The 17,958-nt window shown below is 66.3% G+C and carries 20 protein-coding genes and 1 pseudogene; 10 read left to right on the top strand and 11 right to left on the bottom strand.

What is annotated here, in order from left to right; all coding sequences use genetic code 11:
• Positions 1–64: 64 nt before the first annotated feature.
• Positions 65–358, bottom strand: a complete 294-nt coding sequence (locus B1A78_RS13615; protein WP_037468476.1) for a hypothetical protein — start codon at positions 356–358, stop codon at positions 65–67.
• A 430-nt stretch (positions 359–788) separates the two neighbouring features.
• Here B1A78_RS13615 and B1A78_RS13610 point away from each other — a divergent pair, with 430 nt between their 5' ends.
• The 6 genes from B1A78_RS13610 (at position 789) to rlxS (ending at position 5,644) form a co-directional block, all read left to right on the top strand.
• On the top strand, positions 789–1,112 hold the full coding sequence (locus B1A78_RS13610; protein WP_037468478.1) for a DUF736 family protein: 324 nt from the start codon (positions 789–791) through the stop codon (positions 1,110–1,112).
• A 158-nt stretch (positions 1,113–1,270) separates the two neighbouring features.
• The gene (locus B1A78_RS13605) at positions 1,271–1,540 is read left to right on the top strand and encodes a helix-turn-helix domain-containing protein (RefSeq protein ID WP_051908552.1); all 270 of its coding nucleotides are present in this window, start codon (positions 1,271–1,273) and stop codon (positions 1,538–1,540) included.
• Positions 1,533–2,105, top strand: coding sequence for a S26 family signal peptidase (locus B1A78_RS13600; RefSeq protein WP_037468480.1), 573 nt, complete (start codon positions 1,533–1,535; stop codon positions 2,103–2,105). The genes B1A78_RS13605 and B1A78_RS13600 overlap by 8 nt, the downstream gene beginning before the upstream one ends.
• The gene (locus tag B1A78_RS13595; protein ID WP_077147482.1) at positions 2,093–2,800 is read left to right on the top strand and encodes a lytic transglycosylase domain-containing protein; all 708 of its coding nucleotides are present in this window, start codon (positions 2,093–2,095) and stop codon (positions 2,798–2,800) included. The genes B1A78_RS13600 and B1A78_RS13595 overlap by 13 nt, the downstream gene beginning before the upstream one ends.
• Before the next feature lie 240 nt (positions 2,801–3,040).
• Entirely contained in the window at positions 3,041–3,400 is a 360-nt protein-coding gene (locus tag B1A78_RS13590; protein WP_037468482.1) for a hypothetical protein, read from the top strand.
• A gap of 267 nt (positions 3,401–3,667) precedes the next feature.
• Positions 3,668–5,644, top strand: coding sequence for a relaxase/mobilization nuclease RlxS (rlxS, locus tag B1A78_RS13585; protein ID WP_037468483.1), 1,977 nt, complete (start codon positions 3,668–3,670; stop codon positions 5,642–5,644).
• A 289-nt stretch (positions 5,645–5,933) separates the two neighbouring features.
• Here rlxS and B1A78_RS22700 read toward each other — a convergent pair whose 3' ends face one another.
• The 4 genes from B1A78_RS22700 to B1A78_RS13570 are packed head-to-tail and all read right to left on the bottom strand — an operon-like array spanning position 5,934 to position 8,176.
• Complete coding sequence (locus tag B1A78_RS22700; RefSeq protein ID WP_156103405.1) at positions 5,934–6,095, bottom strand: hypothetical protein; 162 nt, start codon at positions 6,093–6,095, stop codon at positions 5,934–5,936.
• Positions 6,096–6,117: 22 nt separating this feature from the next.
• Positions 6,118–7,026 (bottom strand): endonuclease, encoded by a 909-nt coding sequence (locus B1A78_RS13580; protein ID WP_037468721.1) that lies wholly within the window; start codon positions 7,024–7,026, stop codon positions 6,118–6,120.
• Positions 7,027–7,085: 59 nt separating this feature from the next.
• Positions 7,086–7,667 carry an alpha-ketoglutarate-dependent dioxygenase AlkB gene (locus B1A78_RS13575; protein ID WP_051908554.1) on the bottom strand — a complete coding sequence of 194 codons (582 nt, stop codon included), beginning with the start codon at positions 7,665–7,667 and terminating at the stop codon, positions 7,086–7,088.
• Positions 7,664–8,176, bottom strand: coding sequence for an SOS response-associated peptidase family protein (locus B1A78_RS13570; RefSeq protein ID WP_077147481.1), 513 nt, complete (start codon positions 8,174–8,176; stop codon positions 7,664–7,666). Before B1A78_RS13570 ends, B1A78_RS13575 begins: the two co-directional genes overlap by 4 nt.
• Positions 8,177–8,231: 55 nt before the next feature.
• Between B1A78_RS13570 and B1A78_RS13565 the strand changes: the two genes are divergently transcribed.
• From B1A78_RS13565 to arr, 3 genes and pseudogenes are all read left to right on the top strand, one after another.
• Positions 8,232–8,849, top strand: coding sequence for an SOS response-associated peptidase (locus B1A78_RS13565; protein ID WP_037468486.1), 618 nt, complete (start codon positions 8,232–8,234; stop codon positions 8,847–8,849).
• Positions 8,774–9,247 (top strand): annotated as a pseudogene (locus B1A78_RS23365) (DUF1810 domain-containing protein); the annotation flags it as partial. The gene B1A78_RS13565 and the pseudogene B1A78_RS23365, both read left to right, overlap by 76 nt.
• Positions 9,248–9,280: 33 nt before the next feature.
• Positions 9,281–9,694, top strand: a complete 414-nt coding sequence (arr, locus tag B1A78_RS23360; RefSeq protein ID WP_256838305.1) for an NAD(+)--rifampin ADP-ribosyltransferase — start codon at positions 9,281–9,283, stop codon at positions 9,692–9,694.
• A gap of 57 nt (positions 9,695–9,751) precedes the next feature.
• Here the strand turns inward: arr and arsH are convergent, their stop codons facing one another.
• From arsH to B1A78_RS13540, 4 genes are read right to left on the bottom strand one after another with little or no spacing between them, the layout of a single operon-like run.
• Positions 9,752–10,504: an arsenical resistance protein ArsH gene (gene arsH, locus B1A78_RS13555; RefSeq protein WP_037468489.1), complete on the bottom strand. Its 753-nt coding sequence runs from the start codon at positions 10,502–10,504 to the stop codon at positions 9,752–9,754.
• A gap of 5 nt (positions 10,505–10,509) precedes the next feature.
• Positions 10,510–11,574 (bottom strand): ACR3 family arsenite efflux transporter, encoded by a 1,065-nt coding sequence (arsB, locus tag B1A78_RS13550; RefSeq protein WP_037468492.1) that lies wholly within the window; start codon positions 11,572–11,574, stop codon positions 10,510–10,512.
• An 11-nt stretch (positions 11,575–11,585) separates the two neighbouring features.
• Positions 11,586–12,014 carry an arsenate reductase (glutaredoxin) gene (gene arsC, locus B1A78_RS13545; protein ID WP_037468496.1) on the bottom strand — a complete coding sequence of 143 codons (429 nt, stop codon included), beginning with the start codon at positions 12,012–12,014 and terminating at the stop codon, positions 11,586–11,588.
• Between the two features lie 13 nt (positions 12,015–12,027).
• Positions 12,028–12,357, bottom strand: coding sequence for a helix-turn-helix transcriptional regulator (locus tag B1A78_RS13540; RefSeq protein ID WP_037468498.1), 330 nt, complete (start codon positions 12,355–12,357; stop codon positions 12,028–12,030).
• A gap of 122 nt (positions 12,358–12,479) precedes the next feature.
• On the opposite strand from B1A78_RS13540, the gene B1A78_RS13535 reads away from it, so the two are divergent.
• The gene (locus B1A78_RS13535; RefSeq protein WP_231568073.1) at positions 12,480–13,016 is read left to right on the top strand and encodes an arsinothricin resistance N-acetyltransferase ArsN1 family B; all 537 of its coding nucleotides are present in this window, start codon (positions 12,480–12,482) and stop codon (positions 13,014–13,016) included.
• A 56-nt stretch (positions 13,017–13,072) separates the two neighbouring features.
• On the opposite strand, the gene B1A78_RS13530 is transcribed toward B1A78_RS13535, so the two are convergent.
• Together B1A78_RS13530 and B1A78_RS13525 are read right to left on the bottom strand one after the other, a co-directional pair.
• On the bottom strand, positions 13,073–16,435 hold the full coding sequence (locus tag B1A78_RS13530) for an error-prone DNA polymerase (protein ID WP_081570256.1): 3,363 nt from the start codon (positions 16,433–16,435) through the stop codon (positions 13,073–13,075).
• Positions 16,419–17,958, bottom strand: a 1,540-nt coding sequence (locus tag B1A78_RS13525) for a DNA polymerase Y family protein (RefSeq protein WP_256838282.1), incomplete at its 5' end; no start/stop codon positions are given. The genes B1A78_RS13525 and B1A78_RS13530, both read right to left, overlap by 17 nt.

Here is a 17,958-nt window from a genome sequence, read left to right as displayed (position 1 = left end):
GCGCGGCAGGCCTGCGGCGCCGCGCGATGTCTTTTGTCAGGATTGGGGCGCCCTGGCGCCGCGCTCAGGCGAGCAGGCGGCGGAGGAAATAGACGCGGAACAGGTCGAGCAGCGCCTCGGCGGCCTCATTGTCGTTCGCGTGCGCGACCACTTCGAACCCGCCGTCGGCCGCGGGGCTATATTCGAACGGATGGAGCCCCGAGAGGCGGAGGGCAGCGGGGTCGAGGCCGTCGCGGCGGATCGCGGCCAGCGCCTCGTCGTCGAGCGCCAGCCCGATCCAGATGCCCGCGCTGCGCGCGGCGATCATGTCGAGGTCGCGCCTGTCGGCCGCGATGCTGAGGCTTGCCCGTCCGTCCATTTCGGTCCCCTGTGCGGCCGTTGCCGGCCCCTGTCGATCGTCTGAAAAGCGGTCAGCCGTCCCCACGAATCCGGCGCCCGAAGCCGAAGTCCATGCATCGAAATCACCGTCTTGGCCACCGGGATTCGTCTGCGGCCGTCACCGCTCGCCGCATCGCAGCCGCGTCGCTCCTGTCTCCCCACCGGCACCCTTCCGGGGCTTGGGAAGGCGGTCTGGAACGGGACGGCGGCCGCGCAACGGGCGCGTTCGCGCTATTTTCCCCGCCGGCTGCGCCGGCTCCTCGCGCCGGTGCCGGGGGCACCCAAAATAGCGCGCGCGCACGTCCTCCGCTGCGCTGCGACCCTCCGGGTGCGCCGCCGCCTGATGCCCCGTCCTCGTCGTCCGCCACGCCCCGGGATGGTCCCGGCGGTGCATTTCAAGGAGACGAACCATGGCAGCAATCGGCTTTGTGAACGGCAACATGTCCGACGGATATCGCGGCCAGCTCAAGACGCTTTCGATCCGCGCCGAGATCGAAATCCGGGTCAACCGGACCAAGAATGGCGACGCCCAGCCCGACTTCCGGGTCTTCTCGGACAATGTCGAGATCGGCGCCGCGTGGGTCCGCACCGGGCAGACGTCGGGCGAACCCTATGTTTCGCTCAGCCTCGCGGCGCCCGAATTCGGTCCGCGCCGGCTCTACGCGAACCTCGGGCGCGCCGCCGGGCAGGACGACGATGATACCTACGCGCTGATCTGGAATCCGGTCGACTGACGTCCACCCCGCCTCGCCCCCGCGCCTTTTCCGGCGCGGGGGCTCGTTTTTCGCTGGGTCATTCTTCGAGCCTCTCCGCCCGGCGCACCGAAGCGCATCTCCGGCGCACCAAGCGGAACCGAACGGCACCGCGCACCAATGAGCCGGAGACATGAAGGATGAGCGAGCAGGATGACGAGATCATAAGGGCGCGGACGGCCAAACATGGCAGCCCCTTCCTCAACACCGAGCAGGCGGCGGCCTATCTCGGCCTTTGTCCGCGCAAACTCCAATATATGCGCAGCCGCTGCATCGGACCCCGATATCGGCTCCACAGCCGCTTCATCCGTTATCATATCGACGATCTCATCATCTGGTCGCGCTCGACCGCGCCCGCCGACGATGCGCCGAAGCCGCGCGCGAACCGGAAGGGGAAGGGCGATGCGTGAGCGTCCCGACCTCCCGCTGATCGCATGGGGCGAAGCGCTTCGTGCTGCGCGTCTCGCGCGCCAGCGGCGCCAGCTTCGCTTCGCCTTTGCGGCGTTCGGCATTGGTGCGCTTGGCCTTACCATGGCCGTGCCGCCGACTCCGCGTCTTGTCTGGAACGTCAGCGCCAGCGCGCCGCGCGGCCTCTATGTCGTGAGCCCCGGCGTGCCCGTAGTGGCAGGCGACATGGTCGCCGCGCGGACCCCCGCCCCGTGGCGGATGCTCGCGGCAAAGCGCCATTATCTGCCCGCCAATGTGCCGCTGGTGAAGCGCGTCGTCGCCGCGCGCGGCGATGTCGTGTGCGCGCGCGGCCCCGACATTTCGATCAATGATATTCCTGCTGTGACGCGCCGCGCGCGCGACGCCATGGGGCGCATCCTGCCATGGTGGGACGGGTGTGTCCGGTTGGGCGGCGGCGATGCCTTCCTGCTCATGGCGAGCGAGGATGCGTCGTTCGACGGGCGCTATTTCGGGGTCACGCGGGGGCGCGATATCCTTGGCAGGGCGCATCTCTTATGGGCGCGCTGAGACGCCGCGCGGCGCTGCTCGCCGTCCTCCTGTCGTTTGCCGCTGGACCCTGTTTTGCGCGCGAAGGGGCGCCGTGGCGTGACCATGTCACCGCCGCCGCCGCGCGCTTCGGACTTCCCGAAGAGTGGGTGCTCCGCGTCATCGCCGCCGAGAGCGGCGGGCGAACCGAGCTCGGGGGCAGGCCGATCACCAGCCATGCGGGCGCGATGGGCCTGATGCAGGTGATGCCCGCGACCTGGGCGAGCCTGCGCGCGCGCTACCGCCTCGGACCCGATCCGCACGACCCGCGCGACAATATCGTCGCGGGCACTGCCTATCTCCGCGATATGTATGATCGCTTCGGTTATCCTGGGCTGTTCGCGGCCTATAATGCGGGGCCCGGACGCTATGGCGAACATCTCGCGCGCGGCCGCCCGCTGCCGCGCGAGACGCGCGATTATGTCGCGAAAATCACCGGGCAGGCGGCATTGCCGCGCGCGGTGGTGACGAGCGCGCGACCCACGCAATCGGTTGTGCCGCACGCACACATCGACTCGATCTTCTTTGCGCTAAGCGAGCGCGCGGGCCCCGCAGCGCCTGAGACAACGCCGCAGGCGGAGGCACCGGCAGCCATCAATCTTGTGGCGCCCGAACAGGGTGCGGCGCGTGCGGACCCGCTCTTCCTGCTGCGTAGCGGCGGCGATGATAAGCGCTAGGACATCGGCCCAGCGCCGGGATGAGAGGGTGGGGCTCGTCTCGGCAAGGCCGAGTATGACGGGCGGCGGTGCGGCTGTGCAAGGCCGGCGGGTGCCCCCCAATTTGCTGCGCAAATCGGTTCCCCCCACCGCCGCTTCGCGGCGCCTGCGCTGCGCTCCGGCGGCCCTGACAGCCGCGCCGCCGCCCGTCCCTGAAACATCGTTCCCGACTTGGGGGACGGTCGATTTCAGGAGGATATCATGGTCGATGTTGCAATCTCCGGTGCTGCGGATCGCGTGTTCGAACGGCTCGTTTCGGGACTCGAAACCGAGTTCGGAAGCGCGGCGGCTGAGGGGCTGGCGCGGGTGTTTGTCGAAGCCGAAGGCGGCGATTTCTACTGGGAGGCGCGCGAGAAAATGCGCTGGCTCGGGCTCTGGGAAGGTCTTGATGAGGAGCAGGTGGATGCCCTCGACCGGGTGGCGGTCGCAGGCGTTTTCGACGGGCGCTGCTATGTCGCGGTGCTGCTTATGGATGGCTGGGACGCGGTGCAGGCTCTGCTCGGGGTCCGGCATTTCGAGGAACGGGCGGCGGCGGATGACGCCTTTGCCAAAGCCCATTGATCGCTATCGGCGGTTGGACGGGAGCGGCGCCGGTGCGGCGCTGCTCCCTTGTTTTTTCCTCGTCGCAGAGTGGGGTCGCGGATGGAGCGGCGGAGCGGTTTCGAGCAGGAAGCGGAGAAGGCAAGATAAAAGCAGAGTCTCGCAAGGCGAGCCATCTTCTTGTCTGCACATCCTTTTTTACGAGATGCGGCCTGCTGCCTTGAGACTCTTGCGCCGGAATCGGCGCGTTTCCGCCACCTGGCGCGAGATTCAGACGAGCGCTGCGCGATGAGCGGCGACGAGGAGGATTTCGAGCCGCGGCTCGGCAAGATGCGCAGCACGCGCGGCAAGAAGGCGCGCAAATATCTCGGTCGGTTGCTCGCCGCGGGTGTTGCCGCGGCGGGCGCTGCGCGGGCCGGGCGCAAGGGCTTTGACGGCAGCCGGATCAGTCGGGGCAGCGCAGCGGGGCGGCTGCTTGCATCGCGTGGATCGTCCGACCGTTTCGCGGCGCGCCGTGTCGTCGTGAAGACACGGCTGGTGCGGCTCGGCGGCAAGGGCCTCGACGCGGCGCGCGCGCATCTCAAATATATCCAGCGCGACGGCGTCACCCGCGATGGCGCGCCCGGCCAATTATACGGTCCGCAGAATGATGCCGTGGACGGGAAGGACTTCCTCGGGTCCGCGGTTGGCGACCGCCACCAGTTCCGCTTCATCGTCTCGGCCGAAGAGGGCGATCTTTATGCCGATCTCAAGCCGTTCGTGCGGCGGTTGATGGCGCAGATGGAGGAGGATCTCGGGACGCGTCTCGATTGGGTCGCGGTCGACCATTTCAACACCGGTCACCCGCATAGCCATATCATGCTGCGCGGGCGCGACGATCGTGGCAAAGATCTGATCATCGCCCGCGACTATATCGCGCATGGTTTGCGGACGCGTGCGAGCGAGATCGCGACGCTCGACCTCGGCCCGAAGACCCGACTCGAAGTCGAGACACGGATGCGACGCGATGTCGATGCCGCACGGCTCACCGACATCGATCGCGACCTGCTGCGCGAGGCCGAGCGCCAACCGCTCGTAATGGCGATCGACCGCGATCCGGTCAGCCAGTCGATCCGTGCCGGGCGGCTCCAGAAGCTCGGCACGATGGGCCTCGCCGACGAGATTGCGCCGGGACAATGGCGGCTCGCGAAAGACCTGCGCGAAACGCTGACCGGGCTTGGCGAGCGCGGCGATATCATTCGCATGATGCAGCGCGAACTCACCGCGCGGTCGCGCACCGCGGCGCCGGGGGATCGCGTCGTCCATGACGGCCGTTCGCCGCTGACCGAACCGCTCGTCGGACGTTTCGTCGCGCGCGCTCTCGACGACGAGCTCGCCGACCGCCATTATCTGATCGTCGACGGCATCGACGGGGCCAGCCATTATGTCGCGATCGGCAAGGGCGACGCTGTCGAGACCTTGCCCGAAGGCGCGATCGTGCGGATCGTGCCGGCGGTGGGCGCGACTGGCGAGGCCGACCGCACCATCGTCGCGGTCGCCGCAGCAAATGATGGGCGATACGATGCTGCCGCACACCGGCGGTTCGATAGCCGCGCGAGCCCGGCGTTCATCGAGGCGCATATTCGCCGCCTCGAGGCGATGCGCCGCCAGGGTCTTACCGACCGCACGGCCGACGGCAGTTGGACGATCGCGGCCGACCATGCCGAGCGCGCCCGCGCCCATGCAACAGCCTCGGCGCGCGAGCGCCCGGTGACCGTCGAGCTCTTGTCGCCGGTGCCCGTCGAGCGTCTCGCGCGCGCCGAAGCGCGGACCTGGCTCGACCGCGAGGCAGCGAGCGGCGGCACCTTGCCGGTGCGCGACAAGGGGTTCGGGCGCGAGGTGCGGACCGCGATCGCGCTTCGCCAGCAATGGCTGATCGACGAGGAACTCGCCGACGCCGCGGGCGAGGGAATTTCCTATCGCCGCGGCGCTTTGGCCGTGCTGCAGCGGCGCGAATTATTACGGCTGGCGCGGAGCCTCTCGGCCGAGCTCGGCAAGGCGTTCGTCGAGACCAGCGAAGGCGAACGCGTCGAGGGGCGGCTCGCGCGGCGGATCGATGCCGCCGGCGGGCGCTATGCGCTCGTCGAGAAGGCGAAGCAATTTACCCTGGTGCCGTGGAAGCCCGTGCTCGATCGCCATGTCGGCAAGGATGTCGGCGGCGTGGTCCGCGAAAGCGGGATCAGCTGGACGATCGGGCGGGGCCGTGGCGGGCCGACGATCAGCTGATCGCGAGCGTCCGCAATCCGTTGCGGAAAGCCACGAAAGTTCAGCTTGGCGGCGGCGTCAAATCTCTTGTTTCCGTAACGGAAGTGTCATCCCTATCGGCGGCGCGTCGACTGCGCTCATCCGTCGACAAGGAGGGGGCTCCTCTTCGATGAAATGAGCCGGCTGAACACGCGACCCGTTCGGCCGTCACTAGGCGGCATCGTGCTCGGCTTTTCCCGGGACGTTCGCGCGGTGCCGCCGTTTTTCTCTGGCCGGTCGCTCGTTTGATCCCGGATCGCTGTGATCCTGCCTATTTCGCGTCCTGCGTTGGCAAGTGCCGCCGGACGACATCGAGCGCGGACTCAAGCGCTTCGGAGCGGTAGCCGCCCCCGTCGGCTTGCCGATCGAAAATCCCGTCGGCATCGTCGAGCTGGATGAGCACCTCGAGCGCTGCCTGCAATTCCTCGTCCATCAATTGTCTCCAGCGCGTTCCATCAGCGCGTCAGTGCGACCGACACGGGGCAGTGGTCGGAGTAATGTTTTTCATTCGGCGCGTAGCGTGTTTCGGCGAAATCCTTCAGGTCGCCGCCCGCGCGCTTGTCGAGGACGATATGGTCGATGAAACTGTCATAGCGCGGATCGCAGCGCGGCGGCGTTCCTTCGTCGGCGAGGCGAAGATCGGCGTTCGTCGGCTCGCCGTCGTCGATCTCTTTCCAGACGGCGTCGCCCGGCAGCGCGAGACGGCGGTTCCAGTCGCCGAGGACGGCAAAACGATCGGGTCCGTTCGCGGCCGCGTCGATCCAGTCTTCGAGTGCCGGGATTTGCTGCAGCAGCACCGGGCAGGCCTTAGCCTCGGCGCCCGAAAAGCATCCCGATTTCAAATGGACCGACAGGAGCCGTATCGGCGCGCGCCCGCGCGGCCGCAGCGTGATGTCGACGCCAGACCGGAGCTGCGGATTGCCGAGCATCAGCGAGGTCACGTCGGCGTGGCGGTCGAAGGCGATGCCCTTGCGGATTGCAAAGCCCACAGCCTGCCGGATAACCTGCTGCTCGGAATGGTCGCCGCCGCACGTTCCGCTTGGGTTCCCGGGCCGCGTTTCCATCACGATCGTGAAGCGCGCGGGATCGAAGATGCGCGCCGCTGCCTTGGCGTTCTCGGCTTCCTGGAACGCGATGACGTCGGCGTCGAGTCCGTCGACGATCCGGCGCATCGCGGCATAATCCTGGGGCGCACGCGGCGCGCAGCCCACGCCGTCCTTCTCGGCCAGAAATTCGAGGTTCCAGCTCGCGAGCTTGAGCGGCGCCGTGTGCGCCGTGCCGACCGCGGCGGGCGGAGCCGGTTGCGGCGCGCACGCGGCAAGCGCGAGGAGGACAGCGAGCGGAGCGGTGAAGCGGTGCGACATGCGCGGTTTGTGCCGTCGTTGCGCGCCGACATCAATCGCGGCAGGCGCAGCTTGTCGCATTATCGAAGACTGCGGAAGGTGACCGACCAGCGCGGCGCGTCCATCGCGGCGATACTATGCTCCCAATCGTCGCGAATCTCGCCTTGCATATGGTAGATCGAGCGCGGCGCGAGATCGGCGGTCGCGCGGTCGAACCCGCCTTCGCGCCGCCGCCGGAAGCGCATCGTCGCGGGTGCGCCGAGCGAAACGCCGATCACATGTTCGAAGACAGGGCGGTCCTTGTGCCAGCCGATGCCGGCGCCGGCCCAATATTCGATCACGAGAGCCTGCTCGAGGGTCTCGGGTCCGATGCCGGCGAATGCGGCGGCGCGGTCGCGAAGCGGGTCGAGCCAGCCCGGTATCGGCTCGCCCGGTGCGAAGCGGCCGGTCTGGAAATCATAGGTCCAGCCGAACGAACGCGTCAGCCTTTTGCCTTCCCATTGCTGGAACTGGAACGGGGTGAGGTTCGCGGTCTCGATCTGCGCGATCAGCGCATGCTCTTCGCGGGCGTCGATCAGCGCGTCGCGATAAGCGAGGCCGGGCAGGAGCGGGGCGCCGAACAGATCGGCCTGGCGCGCGCACGCCGCTGCGCGAGCGGTCACAGCGGCAGCGCGGCCTGCGCGCGAAGCGGTTCGACGAACAGGCTGTGTTTCGGGGGCAGCGCGAACAGGGTTTCGTTCGGGAGCGTTCCGTCGAGCCAGTGCATGACGTCGCGCCGCTCGACGATGACCCCATGGCGTGACTGATATGGGCTGACGTCGGGGCCCGCGTCGATGGTGAGAATCCGGTAGGAGAGTGGCCAGTCGGCGAGCGGCGGATCCCAGATCGCCGCGAGATAGAAGAAGTTGCCGCTGTCGAGCGTCACCCGGTATCTCTTGTCGTCGGTGCCCATCCGGAATTCCGACGCCGGGATCAGGCAGCGGCGCGCGGGGAAGGCGCGGCCTTCGGACCGGATGAAGCGATAGTTGATCCCGTCGCTGAAACGCGGGTCGGAACCCCAGACAGCGTTGACCATTTCGATCTCGGTCATATCGTCGGGATTGCGCCGTACGAGCGCGCGCGCCGCGTCGCTCGCGGCGTTGGGATCGAAAGGGGTTGGCGCCATAGCCATGGATAGAACATAATGGGAACGAAGATGAGTCGCAAGAGCCAGGAGAGTGCGGCCGATGTGCAATGATTACCGGCTCGAGGTCGATATCGCGTCGATCGCCGAGGATTTCGACGATCTCCAGATTAAGATCGACATGCCCGAGGGCACACCGAACGTTGCGGCGCGCGAGGACATCAAGATCACCGACATGGCGCCGATCGTGCGGAGTAGCGAGGGTGCCGCGCTCGGCGAGCTGGTCAACCGGCGCTGGAGTTGGCCGGGGCCAACCGGCAAGCCGGTCTATAATTTCCGGTCCGAGGGGCGCGATTTCTCGTCGCATCGCTGCCTGATACTATGCGACGGCTTCTATGAGTTCACCGATTCGGCGGACAAGGCGCAGAAACGCCTCGATAAATGGCTCTTCACGATGAAGGATCATCGCTGGTTCTGCATGGCGGGCATCTGGCGCCAATATGACGGCGGTGAGGCGTTCACGCTGCTGACGATGGACGCCGGACCCGATATTGCGCCCTATCATCACCGGCAGATCATCCCGCTTGCGCGCGACCGCTGGGCCGACTGGCTCGATCCGCGCGTCCCGGCAGCCGATGTGCTGGGGTGGTTGCCCGAAGGCAGTCTCGAGGTCACGCAGGTTTTCGGTCAGCCGCCGGCGCAAGGTGCGCTGGCGCTGTGAGCGAGACGTCGGACCTCGAACGCTTTGTTGCCGCACAGGACCAGGTTTATCCGCGCGCGCTCGACGAGATCAGGCGCGGTGCCAAGCGGTCGCACTGGATGTGGTTTGTTTTTCCGCAGCTCGCAGGGCTGGGGCGGAGTGCGATGGCGCAGCGTTACGCGATTGCCGATCTGGATGAGGCGCAGGCCTATCTTGCGCATCCGTTGCTGGGAGCGCGTTATCTCGAATGTGTGGAAGCGCTGCAGGACCTCGAAGTCAGCGATCCGGTCGCCGTGTTTGGCGCGGTCGACGCCGCGAAGCTCCGCTCTTCGCTGACATTGTTCGAATTGGCCGGCGGTCTGTCCCTGATCGGAGCGGCACTTGCGCGCTGGTTCGGCGGAGCGCGCGATGAGAAGACGCTCGAGCTGTTGGGTAGCGGAGATAGCACCGACGTGTTGGACGAGGGACCGTTCTTTCACGGTACGATCGCGGATTTGCGCGTGGGCGATTTCCTCGCCGCGGGCCATCGATCGAACTATCGTCCCGAAGTGGTGATGAATCACATCTATTTCACTGCCTTGGTGGATGGCGCGGGACTTGCTGCTGAAATCGCGGCGGAACTTATCGAAGGCGATGCAGCGCCGCGTGTTTATGCCGTAGATCCGACGGGGGCGTTCGAGAACGACCCGAACGTGACCGACAAGAAGTTTCCCGGCAATCCCACCCGGTCGTATCGCAGCAGGGCACCGCTGAAAGTTATTGGCGAAATCACGGATTGGACCAGATTGACGCCCAATGCGCTTGAGCTGTGGAGAGAGAGGTTGAGGGTGCTGCGCTCAAATGAGGGTGGTGAAATCATCAACTGATGCGCGGCGACGCGCGTGGCACGCTCGTTGCGGGCCCGGATCGCTTGAAGGCGATGATCAGCTCTGCAGCCCTGCCAACTCCGCCGGCGTAACGACCGGCTCATTCCAGTCCTTGCGTTCCGAGTAGCGGTCGACGAGTTGGTCGGTATGACCGCGGGTGAGGACGGTGAAGCGCACCAGTTCTTCCGCCACATCGACGATCCGGTCGTAGTAACTCGACGGCTTCATGCGGCCGGTCTCATCGAATTCCGCATACGCCTTGGCGACACTTGATTGGTTGGGGATGGTGATCATCCGCATCCATCGGCCGAGGATGCGCAGCGTGTTGACGCTGTTGAACGACTGCGATCCCGCCGAGACCTGCATGACCGCGAGTGTGCGGCCCTGAGTGGGGCGCAGCCCCTTGTAGGCAAGGGGGAGATGGTCGATCTGTGCCTTCATGATGCCTGTGATCTGACCGTGGCGTTCGGGGCTGCACCAGACCTGGCCTTCGGACCAGAGCGAATGTTTCCGGAGCTCTTCGACAGCGGGATGATCGTCGCCGGCGACCTGATCGGGTAACGGTAGGTCCGACGGATCGAAGATGCGCGTCTCGCAGCCGAAGAACCGGAGCAGCCGCGCGGTCTCCTCGACGACGAGCCGCGAATAGGAGCGTTCGCGAAGGCTCCCGTAGAGCAGGAGTATGCGCGGCGCCGGATCGAGCGGACCGAGACCTAGCGCCGGCTGCGATCGGATATATTCGGCGCTGTGCGCCGGAAGGTGCTCGGGATCGGCCAGCGTGCGCAAACGGGAAAAGATCGGAGTGGTCATCAAAATCAGTCTTTCGCGGGAGTGGACGCCGGAAACCAGCGGCGTCCGAACCAGAATGCGACGCTCACCAGAAGGATGAGGACGGGCACTTCGACGAGCGGGCCGATGACCGCCGCGAAGGCGACGGGCGAGGCGAGGCCGAACGTGGCGATTGCGACCGCGATCGCGAGTTCGAAGTTATTACCTGCCGCGGTGAAGGCGACCGCGGTCGTGCGCGGATAATCGGCCTCAATCAGCTTTCCCATCCAGAAGCTGATGACGAACTGGACGACGAAATAGATCGTGAGCGGGATCGCGATCCGGACGACGTCACCCGGAATGCTGACGATCTCGCCGCCCTTGAGGCTGAACATCGCAACGATCGTGAAGAGCAGCGCGACAAGCGTGATTGGCGCTATCCTCGGCAGGAAGCGCGTCTCGTACCAATCGCTGCCCTTGGCGCCGGCGAGCCATTTTCGGGTCAGGTATCCCGCAGCGAAGGGGATGCCGAGATAGATGAGCACCGCTTCGGCGACGGTCCGGAAGCTGACGTCGATCACGCGGCCTTCGAGCCCGAACAGAGGCGGGAGTATGCTCAGGAAGAACCAGGCATAGACGCTGAAGAAGAGGATCTGGAAGATCGAGTTGAAGGCAACGAGCGCGGCGACATATTGATTGTCTCCCTTGGCGAGCTGGTTCCAGACGATCACCATCGCGATGCAGCGCGCGAGGCCGATCAGGATCAGACCCGTCATATATTCGGGCTTGTCCGACAGGAAGGTCACCGCGAGCGCGAACATCAGGACCGGACCGATGATCCAGTTCTGGATCAGCGAGATGGCGAGCACTCTTTTGTCCTCGAACACACGCGGCAATTCCTCGTAGCGCACACGCGCGAGCGGCGGATACATCATCAGGATGAGGCCGATCGCGATCGGGATGTTGGTCGATCCCCAGGAGAGGCTGTCGATCGCGGCGGGAAGTCCGGTGAAGACCGAACCGAGCAGCACCCCGAGCGCCATCGCGAGAAATATCCACAAGGTGAGATAGCGATCGAGGAACGACAGGCGTTCGTGCTTGGGCAGCGTCATTGGATATCTCGTCAGGTGCCGACGCGGTTGCCGGCGTCGTCGACGACCTGTTCGCCATCCTCCTTGGCGAAAGCGCCGCTCTGGCTCGCCGGGATCAAGTCGAGAACGACTTCGGACGGGCGGCAGAGCTTCACACCCAGCGGCGAGACGACCAGCGGCCGGTTTATGAGGATCGGATGCGCCATCATCGCGTCGATCAGTTGATCGTCGCTGAGCTCAAGGCGCTCCAGTCCGAGTTCGGCATATGGCGTGCCCTTTTCGCGCAGCAGATCGCGCGGCGCGATTTCGGCGCGCTCGATCAACTGCACGAGCAATGACCGCGCTGGTGGGGTCTTCAGATATTCGACGATATGAGGTTCGACACCCGCGTTGCGGATCATTGCGAGCGCATTGCGCGACGTCCCGCATTCGGGATTGTGATAGATGATGATGTCGGTCACGGGCCGGTTTCCGTCAGCAGCAGGCAAGTTCGGCGAGCAGCGGCTCGCACAGCTCGGCGCGGCCCTGGCAGCAGTCCTTCGCGAGAAAGAGCATCAGCCCCTTCAACGCGTCGATCTCCGCGCGTTGGATGAACTGCCGCCCGCGCTTCTCCGATTTGACCATACCCGCCTTTGCCAAGACCGCGAGATGTGTGGAGAAGGTGCTTTGCGTCAGTCCCGAAGCGGCGACGAGCTGCCCGGTCGATAGCCCTTCGGGCTCGTGCTGGACCAGCAAGCGGAACGCTTCGAGCCTTGTCGGGTGTGCCAGCGCAGCGAGCGCTGCAAGGGCGGCGTCGGTGTTCATGTATCGGAATTATCCGATGGGTGTGTGCGCGTCAAGACCTATCGGAAAAATACGATGTATTTGGCCGGCTGCATGTTCTTGTCGCGCATCCTGCGCGTCAGTGGACCTACGCTCTTGATCGCATGGACGCGTCGGGCCAGTTTGACGAAATTCTGCTTCTGGGGTGGTGCAACATGCATGTCCGTCAAATAGCCATGGGGGATGCGCCAGCGGTTCAGGCCATTTACGCGCCCTATGTAACTTCGACCACGATCTCCTTCGAGGATGTGCCGCCAGACATCGTGGAAATCGAAAGGCGGATTGCGGCTATTCTGCCCCGCTATCCTTATCTGGTGGCGGAAGAGGATGGACGCATCGTGGGTTATGCATATGCCTCTGAGCATAGGACTCGTGCGGCTTATCGGACGTCGGTCGATGTAACCGTTTATGTGGCGCCGGGCGCACAACGGCGTGGCGTCGCGCGCTGTCTATATGCCCGACTGCTGCCTGCCGCAGCAAGCCTGGGCTATCATGCTGCGTTCGCCGGTATCGCGCTGCCAAACGACGCGAGCGTCGCGCTGCACGAAGTCATGGGGTTCGAGTTGGTGGGCATCTACCGCGAGGTCGGACGAAAATTTGATGCTTGGCACGATGTCGGTTGGTGGCAACGACTGCTGTGAGCGATGCGAACGGGCCGGAGTAGCCGAGAAGACCCCCTTACTTCGTTGTTTCGTACCTATCGAAAGTCGCGCGGCTTGATCTTGATGCCCTCGGTCGGCTTGCCGGGGATGATGCCCGAGCCGAGCCGGAGGTCGGGAATGAAAATATCGCGCGGATTGCGGCCGAGCGGTTGTGTCGTCGGGTCGCGCGGGTCGCGGCCGACCGGGCTCTTCACGACATCGGCGCGGCTGACGCGATAAACATCGGCGACATCGGCACGGTTGCCGACGCTCGCGAGCAGCGGCGACAGATCGTCGAGCCGCTGCGCGATGACATGGATGACCTCGCCCTCGCGCTGCACCTGGCCGCGCACCCCCATCATCGACGCGCCGAGCACCGTGCGGCGATTGGCCTCGAAGACCTTGGTCCAGACGACGAGATTGGCGACATTGGTCTCGTCTTCGAGCGTGATGAACATGACGCCCTTCGCCGATCCCGGCTTCTGGCGGACGAGCACGACCCCGGCGAGTTCGATCCAGCGCCCGTCCTTGACGCTCTGCAATTCCTGGCAGCTGATCATCTTGCGCGCGCGCAGCTCGTCGCGGAGGAAAGCAAGCGGATGCGCGCGGAGCGATAGCCCCGAGGCGCGGTAGTCCTCAACGACTTCGGCGCCTTCGCACATCGGCGCGAGCGGAACGGCAGGTTCGAGCGCCTCACGCTGCAGCATGCCCGCGCGCTCGTCGGCGGCAGCGAAGAGCGGAAGCGCCGCGTGGCCAAGGCCCTTCACCTCCCACAAGCCTTCGCGACGCGACGAACCGAGCGAGGCGAAGCCGTCGGCGTCGCCAATCCGGTCGAGCGCACCGCGACCGACGCCCGCGCGACGCTGGATTTCCTCGGCGCTCGTGAACGGCGTGTCGGCACGCGCAGTAACGATCGCCGCGCCATCCTCGTTGGCGAGCCCGCGCACCATGCGCAGGCCGAGGCGCACCGCGAGATATTTGCCGCGGGTTTCTTCGAGTGTGCAGTCCCAGCGGCTGTGGTTGACGTCGATCGGGCGCACCTCGACGCCATGCTGGCGCGCATCGCGGACGATCTGCGCCGGCGCGTAAAAGCCCATCGGCTGCGCGTTGAGCAGCGCGGCGCAAAAGACATCGGGATGATGGCATTTCATCCACGACGAGGCATAGGCGATCAGCGCGAAGCTCGCGGCATGGCTTTCGGGAAAGCCGTAGGAGCCGAAGCCCTCGATCTGCTTGAAGGTCTTCTCGGCGAATTCCTGCTCGTAACCGCGCGCGACCATGCCGTTGATGAGCTTGTCGCGAAAATGCGAGACGCCGCCGGTCAGCTTGAATGTCGCCATCGCGCGGCGGAGGAGATCGGCCTCGCTCGGCGTGAATCCCGCGCATTCGATCGCGACGCGCATCGCCTGTTCCTGGAAGAGCGGGACGCCGAGCGTCTTTTCGAGCACGCGGCGCAGCTCGGGGGTCGGGTAGGTGACCTCTTCCTGCCCGTTGCGGCGGCGGCGATAGGGATGGACCATGTCGCCCTGGATCGGGCCGGGGCGGACGATCGCGACCTGGATCACGAGATCGTAGAAGGTGCGCGGCGCCATCAGCGGGATCGACGCCATCTGCGCACGGCTTTCGATCTGGAAGACGCCGAGCGTGTCGGCCTTGCGGATCATCGCGTAGGTCGCGGGATCTTCCGCAGGGATCGTCGAAAGATCATGGTCGATGCCCTTGGCTTCGCGCAGGAATTCGAAGGCGCGGCGCATGCAGGAGAGCATGCCCAATCCGAGCACATCGACCTTCATGAAGCCCAGCGCGTCGATATCGTCCTTGTCCCATTCGATGACCTGGCGGTCGTCCATCGCGGCGGGTTCGATCGGCACCAGCTCGTCGAGCCGGTCGCGTGTCAGCACGAACCCGCCGGGATGCTGCGAGAGATGGCGCGGGGTGTTGATGAGCGTGCGCGCGAGCTCGAGCGTCAGCATCAGCCGCTTATCCGCCATGTCGAGGTTCAGCGCCGCCGCATGGCTTTCGTCGACGCCTTCGCGGCTATAGCCCCAGACCGCGCCCGCGAGCCCCGCGGTCATGTCTTCGCTGAGGCCAAGCGCCTTGCCGACCTCGCGCACCGCGCCGCGCGAGCGGTAGCGGGTGACCACCGCGGTGAGCGCGCTGCGTGTGCGGCCATAGGTCTCATAGATCCACTGGATGATTTCCTCGCGCCGCTCATGCTCGAAATCGACGTCGATATCGGGGGGCTCGCGCCGCTCGGCCGAGACGAAGCGCTCGAACAACAGTTCGGAGCGTACCGGGTCGATCGAGGTGATGCCGAGCACATAGCAGACCGCACTGTTCGCCGCCGAGCCGCGGCCCTGACAGAGGATCTCGCGGCGACGCGCCTCGGCAACGATCGAGTGGACCGTCAAAAAATAGGGTGCGTAATCGAGCTGTCCGATCAATCGGAGCTCATGCTCTAGCTGTGTCCGCACCTTGCCGCCGATGCCCTCGGGATAGCGCGCGGGGGCTTTCTCCCAGGTGAGAAGCTCGAGTTCCTGTTGCGGCGTTCGGCCAGGCACGCGGATTTCGTCGGGATATTGGTAGCGCAGCTCCTCGAGGCTGAAGGTGCATCGCTCCGCGAATTCGACCGTGCGCGCGACGGGCGAGGCGTCCTTGAGGTAGCGGCGAAAGAGCCGCTCCATCTCGGTAGCCGATTTGAGGTGCCTGTCGGCGAAGCGCTCGCGGCGATCGCCGAGATCGTCGATCGTGCATTTCTCTCGGATGCAGGTGACAACGTCCTGCAGCAGGCGGCGCTCGGGGGCGTGGTAGAGGACATCGCCGGTTGCCACGGTCGGGACGCGCGCGGCGGCCGCCAGCGCCGCGAGGTCGCGCAACCGGATCGCGTCGCGCGGGCGGCGGCGGATCGTCAGCGCCATATAGGCGCGGTCGCCGAAGATGCGTTTCGTGCGTTCGAGCGCGCCTTCGGTGGTCGCGTCGGCGCGATCGGGAACGAGGCAGGCGATCAGCCCTTCGTTCCATTCCTCGACATCGGGCCAGTCGAGATGGCACGCGCCCTTGCCGGCGCGGCCTTTGCCGACGCTGAGCAGCCGGCACATGCGGCCATACGCCGCCTTGTCGGTCGGATAGACGAGGAGGGCGGTGCCGTCGGTGAGGTCGAGCCGCGAACCGACGATCGCACGCACGCCCGTTGCCTTCTCGGCATCCCATGCGCGGACGATGCCCGCGACCGAATGGCGGTCGACGATCCCGAGCGCGGGCAGGCCCAGCAGCGCGGCGGCGGCGAACAGCTCGTCGGGCGACGAGGCGCCGCGCAGGAAGCTGAAATGCGTGGTGACCTGCAGTTCGACATAAGCGGGTTCGGCCCCGCTCACGCGAAGGCTTTCGGGTTCGGTCGCATTCTCAAGCGAATGCTCCATGAATAAACCAGCGCATCGAGCCGGTCGCAGCATGGACGCCGTCGCCAAGGCGGAACAGCCAATAGCGCCCGCCGGCCTCGGTCTCGACCTGGTAATAGTCGCGCACGCTCAGCGGCGTCTCGCCTTCTATCCCGCCGTCGCGCCACCATTCGCCCTGCAGGCGCTCGGGCCCATCGCCCTGCGTCACGCGGTAGCGCTTGCGGCGCCAGACGAAGAGGCGCGGCGCGTCGTCGGGGAGCAGGGCAATCACGTCGACGGGTTCGGGCCGCGCCAGCATCCGTGACGGGCGCGGGAGCTCGTCGGACCATGCCGCGCCATCGGCTTGGCGCAGCGCCGGCGTGATTGCGACCGATCGCTCGGGCATCGCGCCTGCCTGGGGCATCGTCCGGTGCAGGCTGCGTTGCCCGAAGCGGTTGGCGAGCGCGTCGACGAGCGCGGGAAGGTCGGGACCGCGCCGCGTCAGGCTTTCGAGACTCTCGCCCTGGCGCAGTGCCTGCACCTCGATAAGCGGCGCGACGAGCGTCATCGCCTCGATGCCGAGCCCGGGCTCGATGGTTTCGATCTTCGCGGAGAGAAGTTTCGCGAGATGCTTGGGATCGCGCGACGGTGCCGCGGTGCCGACGCGGATCGCCTGCACATGGCCATCGACGCGGTGGAAATAGCAGTCGAGCCGGCGCGCGCCCTTGCCGAGGCGACCGAGCTGGTCCGCGATATCGCGCGCGAGGTCGCCGATGACCTGCGCAAAGGCTTCGGCGGTCGCGATCGGCTCCATGAAACCGCGCCGCGCGCGCGGGAGCTGATCGGGGAAGATCGGTTCGATCGGCTCGGGCAGCGTGCCGAACGCCTGGTCGAGGCGGCGGTGCAGCTCGCGCCCGAACCTTTTGGCGAGTGGGCCGCGCGGGGCGCCGATCAACTGCTCGATCCGCTCGAAGCCGAGCTTGCGCAGCGCCTCGACGTCGGCGGGCGGCAGGCGAAGCGCCCGGATCGGCAGCAGCGCCATCGCCTTGCGGTGCGCGCCGGGCTCGATCGTGACCGGGCGCCCCGCGGGGACATAACGCGCGACCGCGTGCGCGCAGCCCGCAGTGTCGGCAACCGCGATCTGGAGCGCGAGGCCGAAGGCGGCGGTGCGGCGGTGGAGATCCTTGAGCAGCGCGCGCTCGGTCGAGAAGCGCGCGGCGCAGCCGGTGATGTCGAGCCAGAGGCCGTCGGGCGGATCGGGCGCGACGACCGGCGAATAGCGCGCACCTGCCCAAAGCGCGAGACGGCGCAATCCCTCGAAATCGGCCTCGGGCTCGGCGTCGACGACATCGAGTTCGGGCGCGAAGGCGCGCGCCTTGGTGATCGTCATGCCGGGGCGGATGCCGAGCGAGCGGGCGTCCCCGTCGACCGCGGCGACGATCCGCCGGCCATGGTCGGGGATCGCGGTAACGAGCGGCCGGGCAGGGGTGCCGCCGTCAGGCCGCGGCTTGCCGGTCTTCCTGCGCAGCCGGTCGGTCGACCAGTGCGGCAGGAAGAGCGATACG

It is taken from the genome of Sphingopyxis sp. KK2, assembly GCF_001990265.1.
In the GTDB taxonomy this organism is placed as follows: domain Bacteria; phylum Pseudomonadota; class Alphaproteobacteria; order Sphingomonadales; family Sphingomonadaceae; genus Sphingopyxis.
This window is presented reverse-complemented; position numbering and strand designations above follow the sequence as displayed.

Bases quoted from the DNA above. Each gene is read 5' to 3' on its own strand.
- B1A78_RS13615 (WP_037468476.1), bottom strand. From the start codon at position 358: ATGGACGGACGGGCAAGCCTCAGCATCGCGGCCGACAGGCGCGACCTC.
- B1A78_RS13610 (WP_037468478.1), top strand. From the start codon at position 789: ATGGCAGCAATCGGCTTTGTGAACGGCAACATGTCCGACGGATATCGC.
- B1A78_RS13605 (WP_051908552.1), top strand. From the start codon at position 1,271: ATGAGCGAGCAGGATGACGAGATCATAAGGGCGCGGACGGCCAAACAT.
- B1A78_RS13600 (WP_037468480.1), top strand. From the start codon at position 1,533: ATGCGTGAGCGTCCCGACCTCCCGCTGATCGCATGGGGCGAAGCGCTT.
- B1A78_RS13595 (WP_077147482.1), top strand. From the start codon at position 2,093: ATGGGCGCGCTGAGACGCCGCGCGGCGCTGCTCGCCGTCCTCCTGTCG.
- B1A78_RS13590 (WP_037468482.1), top strand. From the start codon at position 3,041: ATGGTCGATGTTGCAATCTCCGGTGCTGCGGATCGCGTGTTCGAACGG.
- rlxS (WP_037468483.1), top strand. From the start codon at position 3,668: ATGAGCGGCGACGAGGAGGATTTCGAGCCGCGGCTCGGCAAGATGCGC.
- B1A78_RS22700 (WP_156103405.1), bottom strand. From the start codon at position 6,095: ATGGACGAGGAATTGCAGGCAGCGCTCGAGGTGCTCATCCAGCTCGAC.
- B1A78_RS13580 (WP_037468721.1), bottom strand. From the start codon at position 7,026: ATGTCGCACCGCTTCACCGCTCCGCTCGCTGTCCTCCTCGCGCTTGCC.
- B1A78_RS13570 (WP_077147481.1), bottom strand. From the start codon at position 8,176: ATGGCTATGGCGCCAACCCCTTTCGATCCCAACGCCGCGAGCGACGCG.
- B1A78_RS13565 (WP_037468486.1), top strand. From the start codon at position 8,232: ATGTGCAATGATTACCGGCTCGAGGTCGATATCGCGTCGATCGCCGAG.
- arsH (WP_037468489.1), bottom strand. From the start codon at position 10,504: ATGACCACTCCGATCTTTTCCCGTTTGCGCACGCTGGCCGATCCCGAG.
- arsB (WP_037468492.1), bottom strand. From the start codon at position 11,574: ATGACGCTGCCCAAGCACGAACGCCTGTCGTTCCTCGATCGCTATCTC.
- B1A78_RS13540 (WP_037468498.1), bottom strand. From the start codon at position 12,357: ATGAACACCGACGCCGCCCTTGCAGCGCTCGCTGCGCTGGCACACCCG.
- B1A78_RS13535 (WP_231568073.1), top strand. From the start codon at position 12,480: ATGGACGCGTCGGGCCAGTTTGACGAAATTCTGCTTCTGGGGTGGTGC.
- B1A78_RS13530 (WP_081570256.1), bottom strand. From the start codon at position 16,435: ATGGAGCATTCGCTTGAGAATGCGACCGAACCCGAAAGCCTTCGCGTG.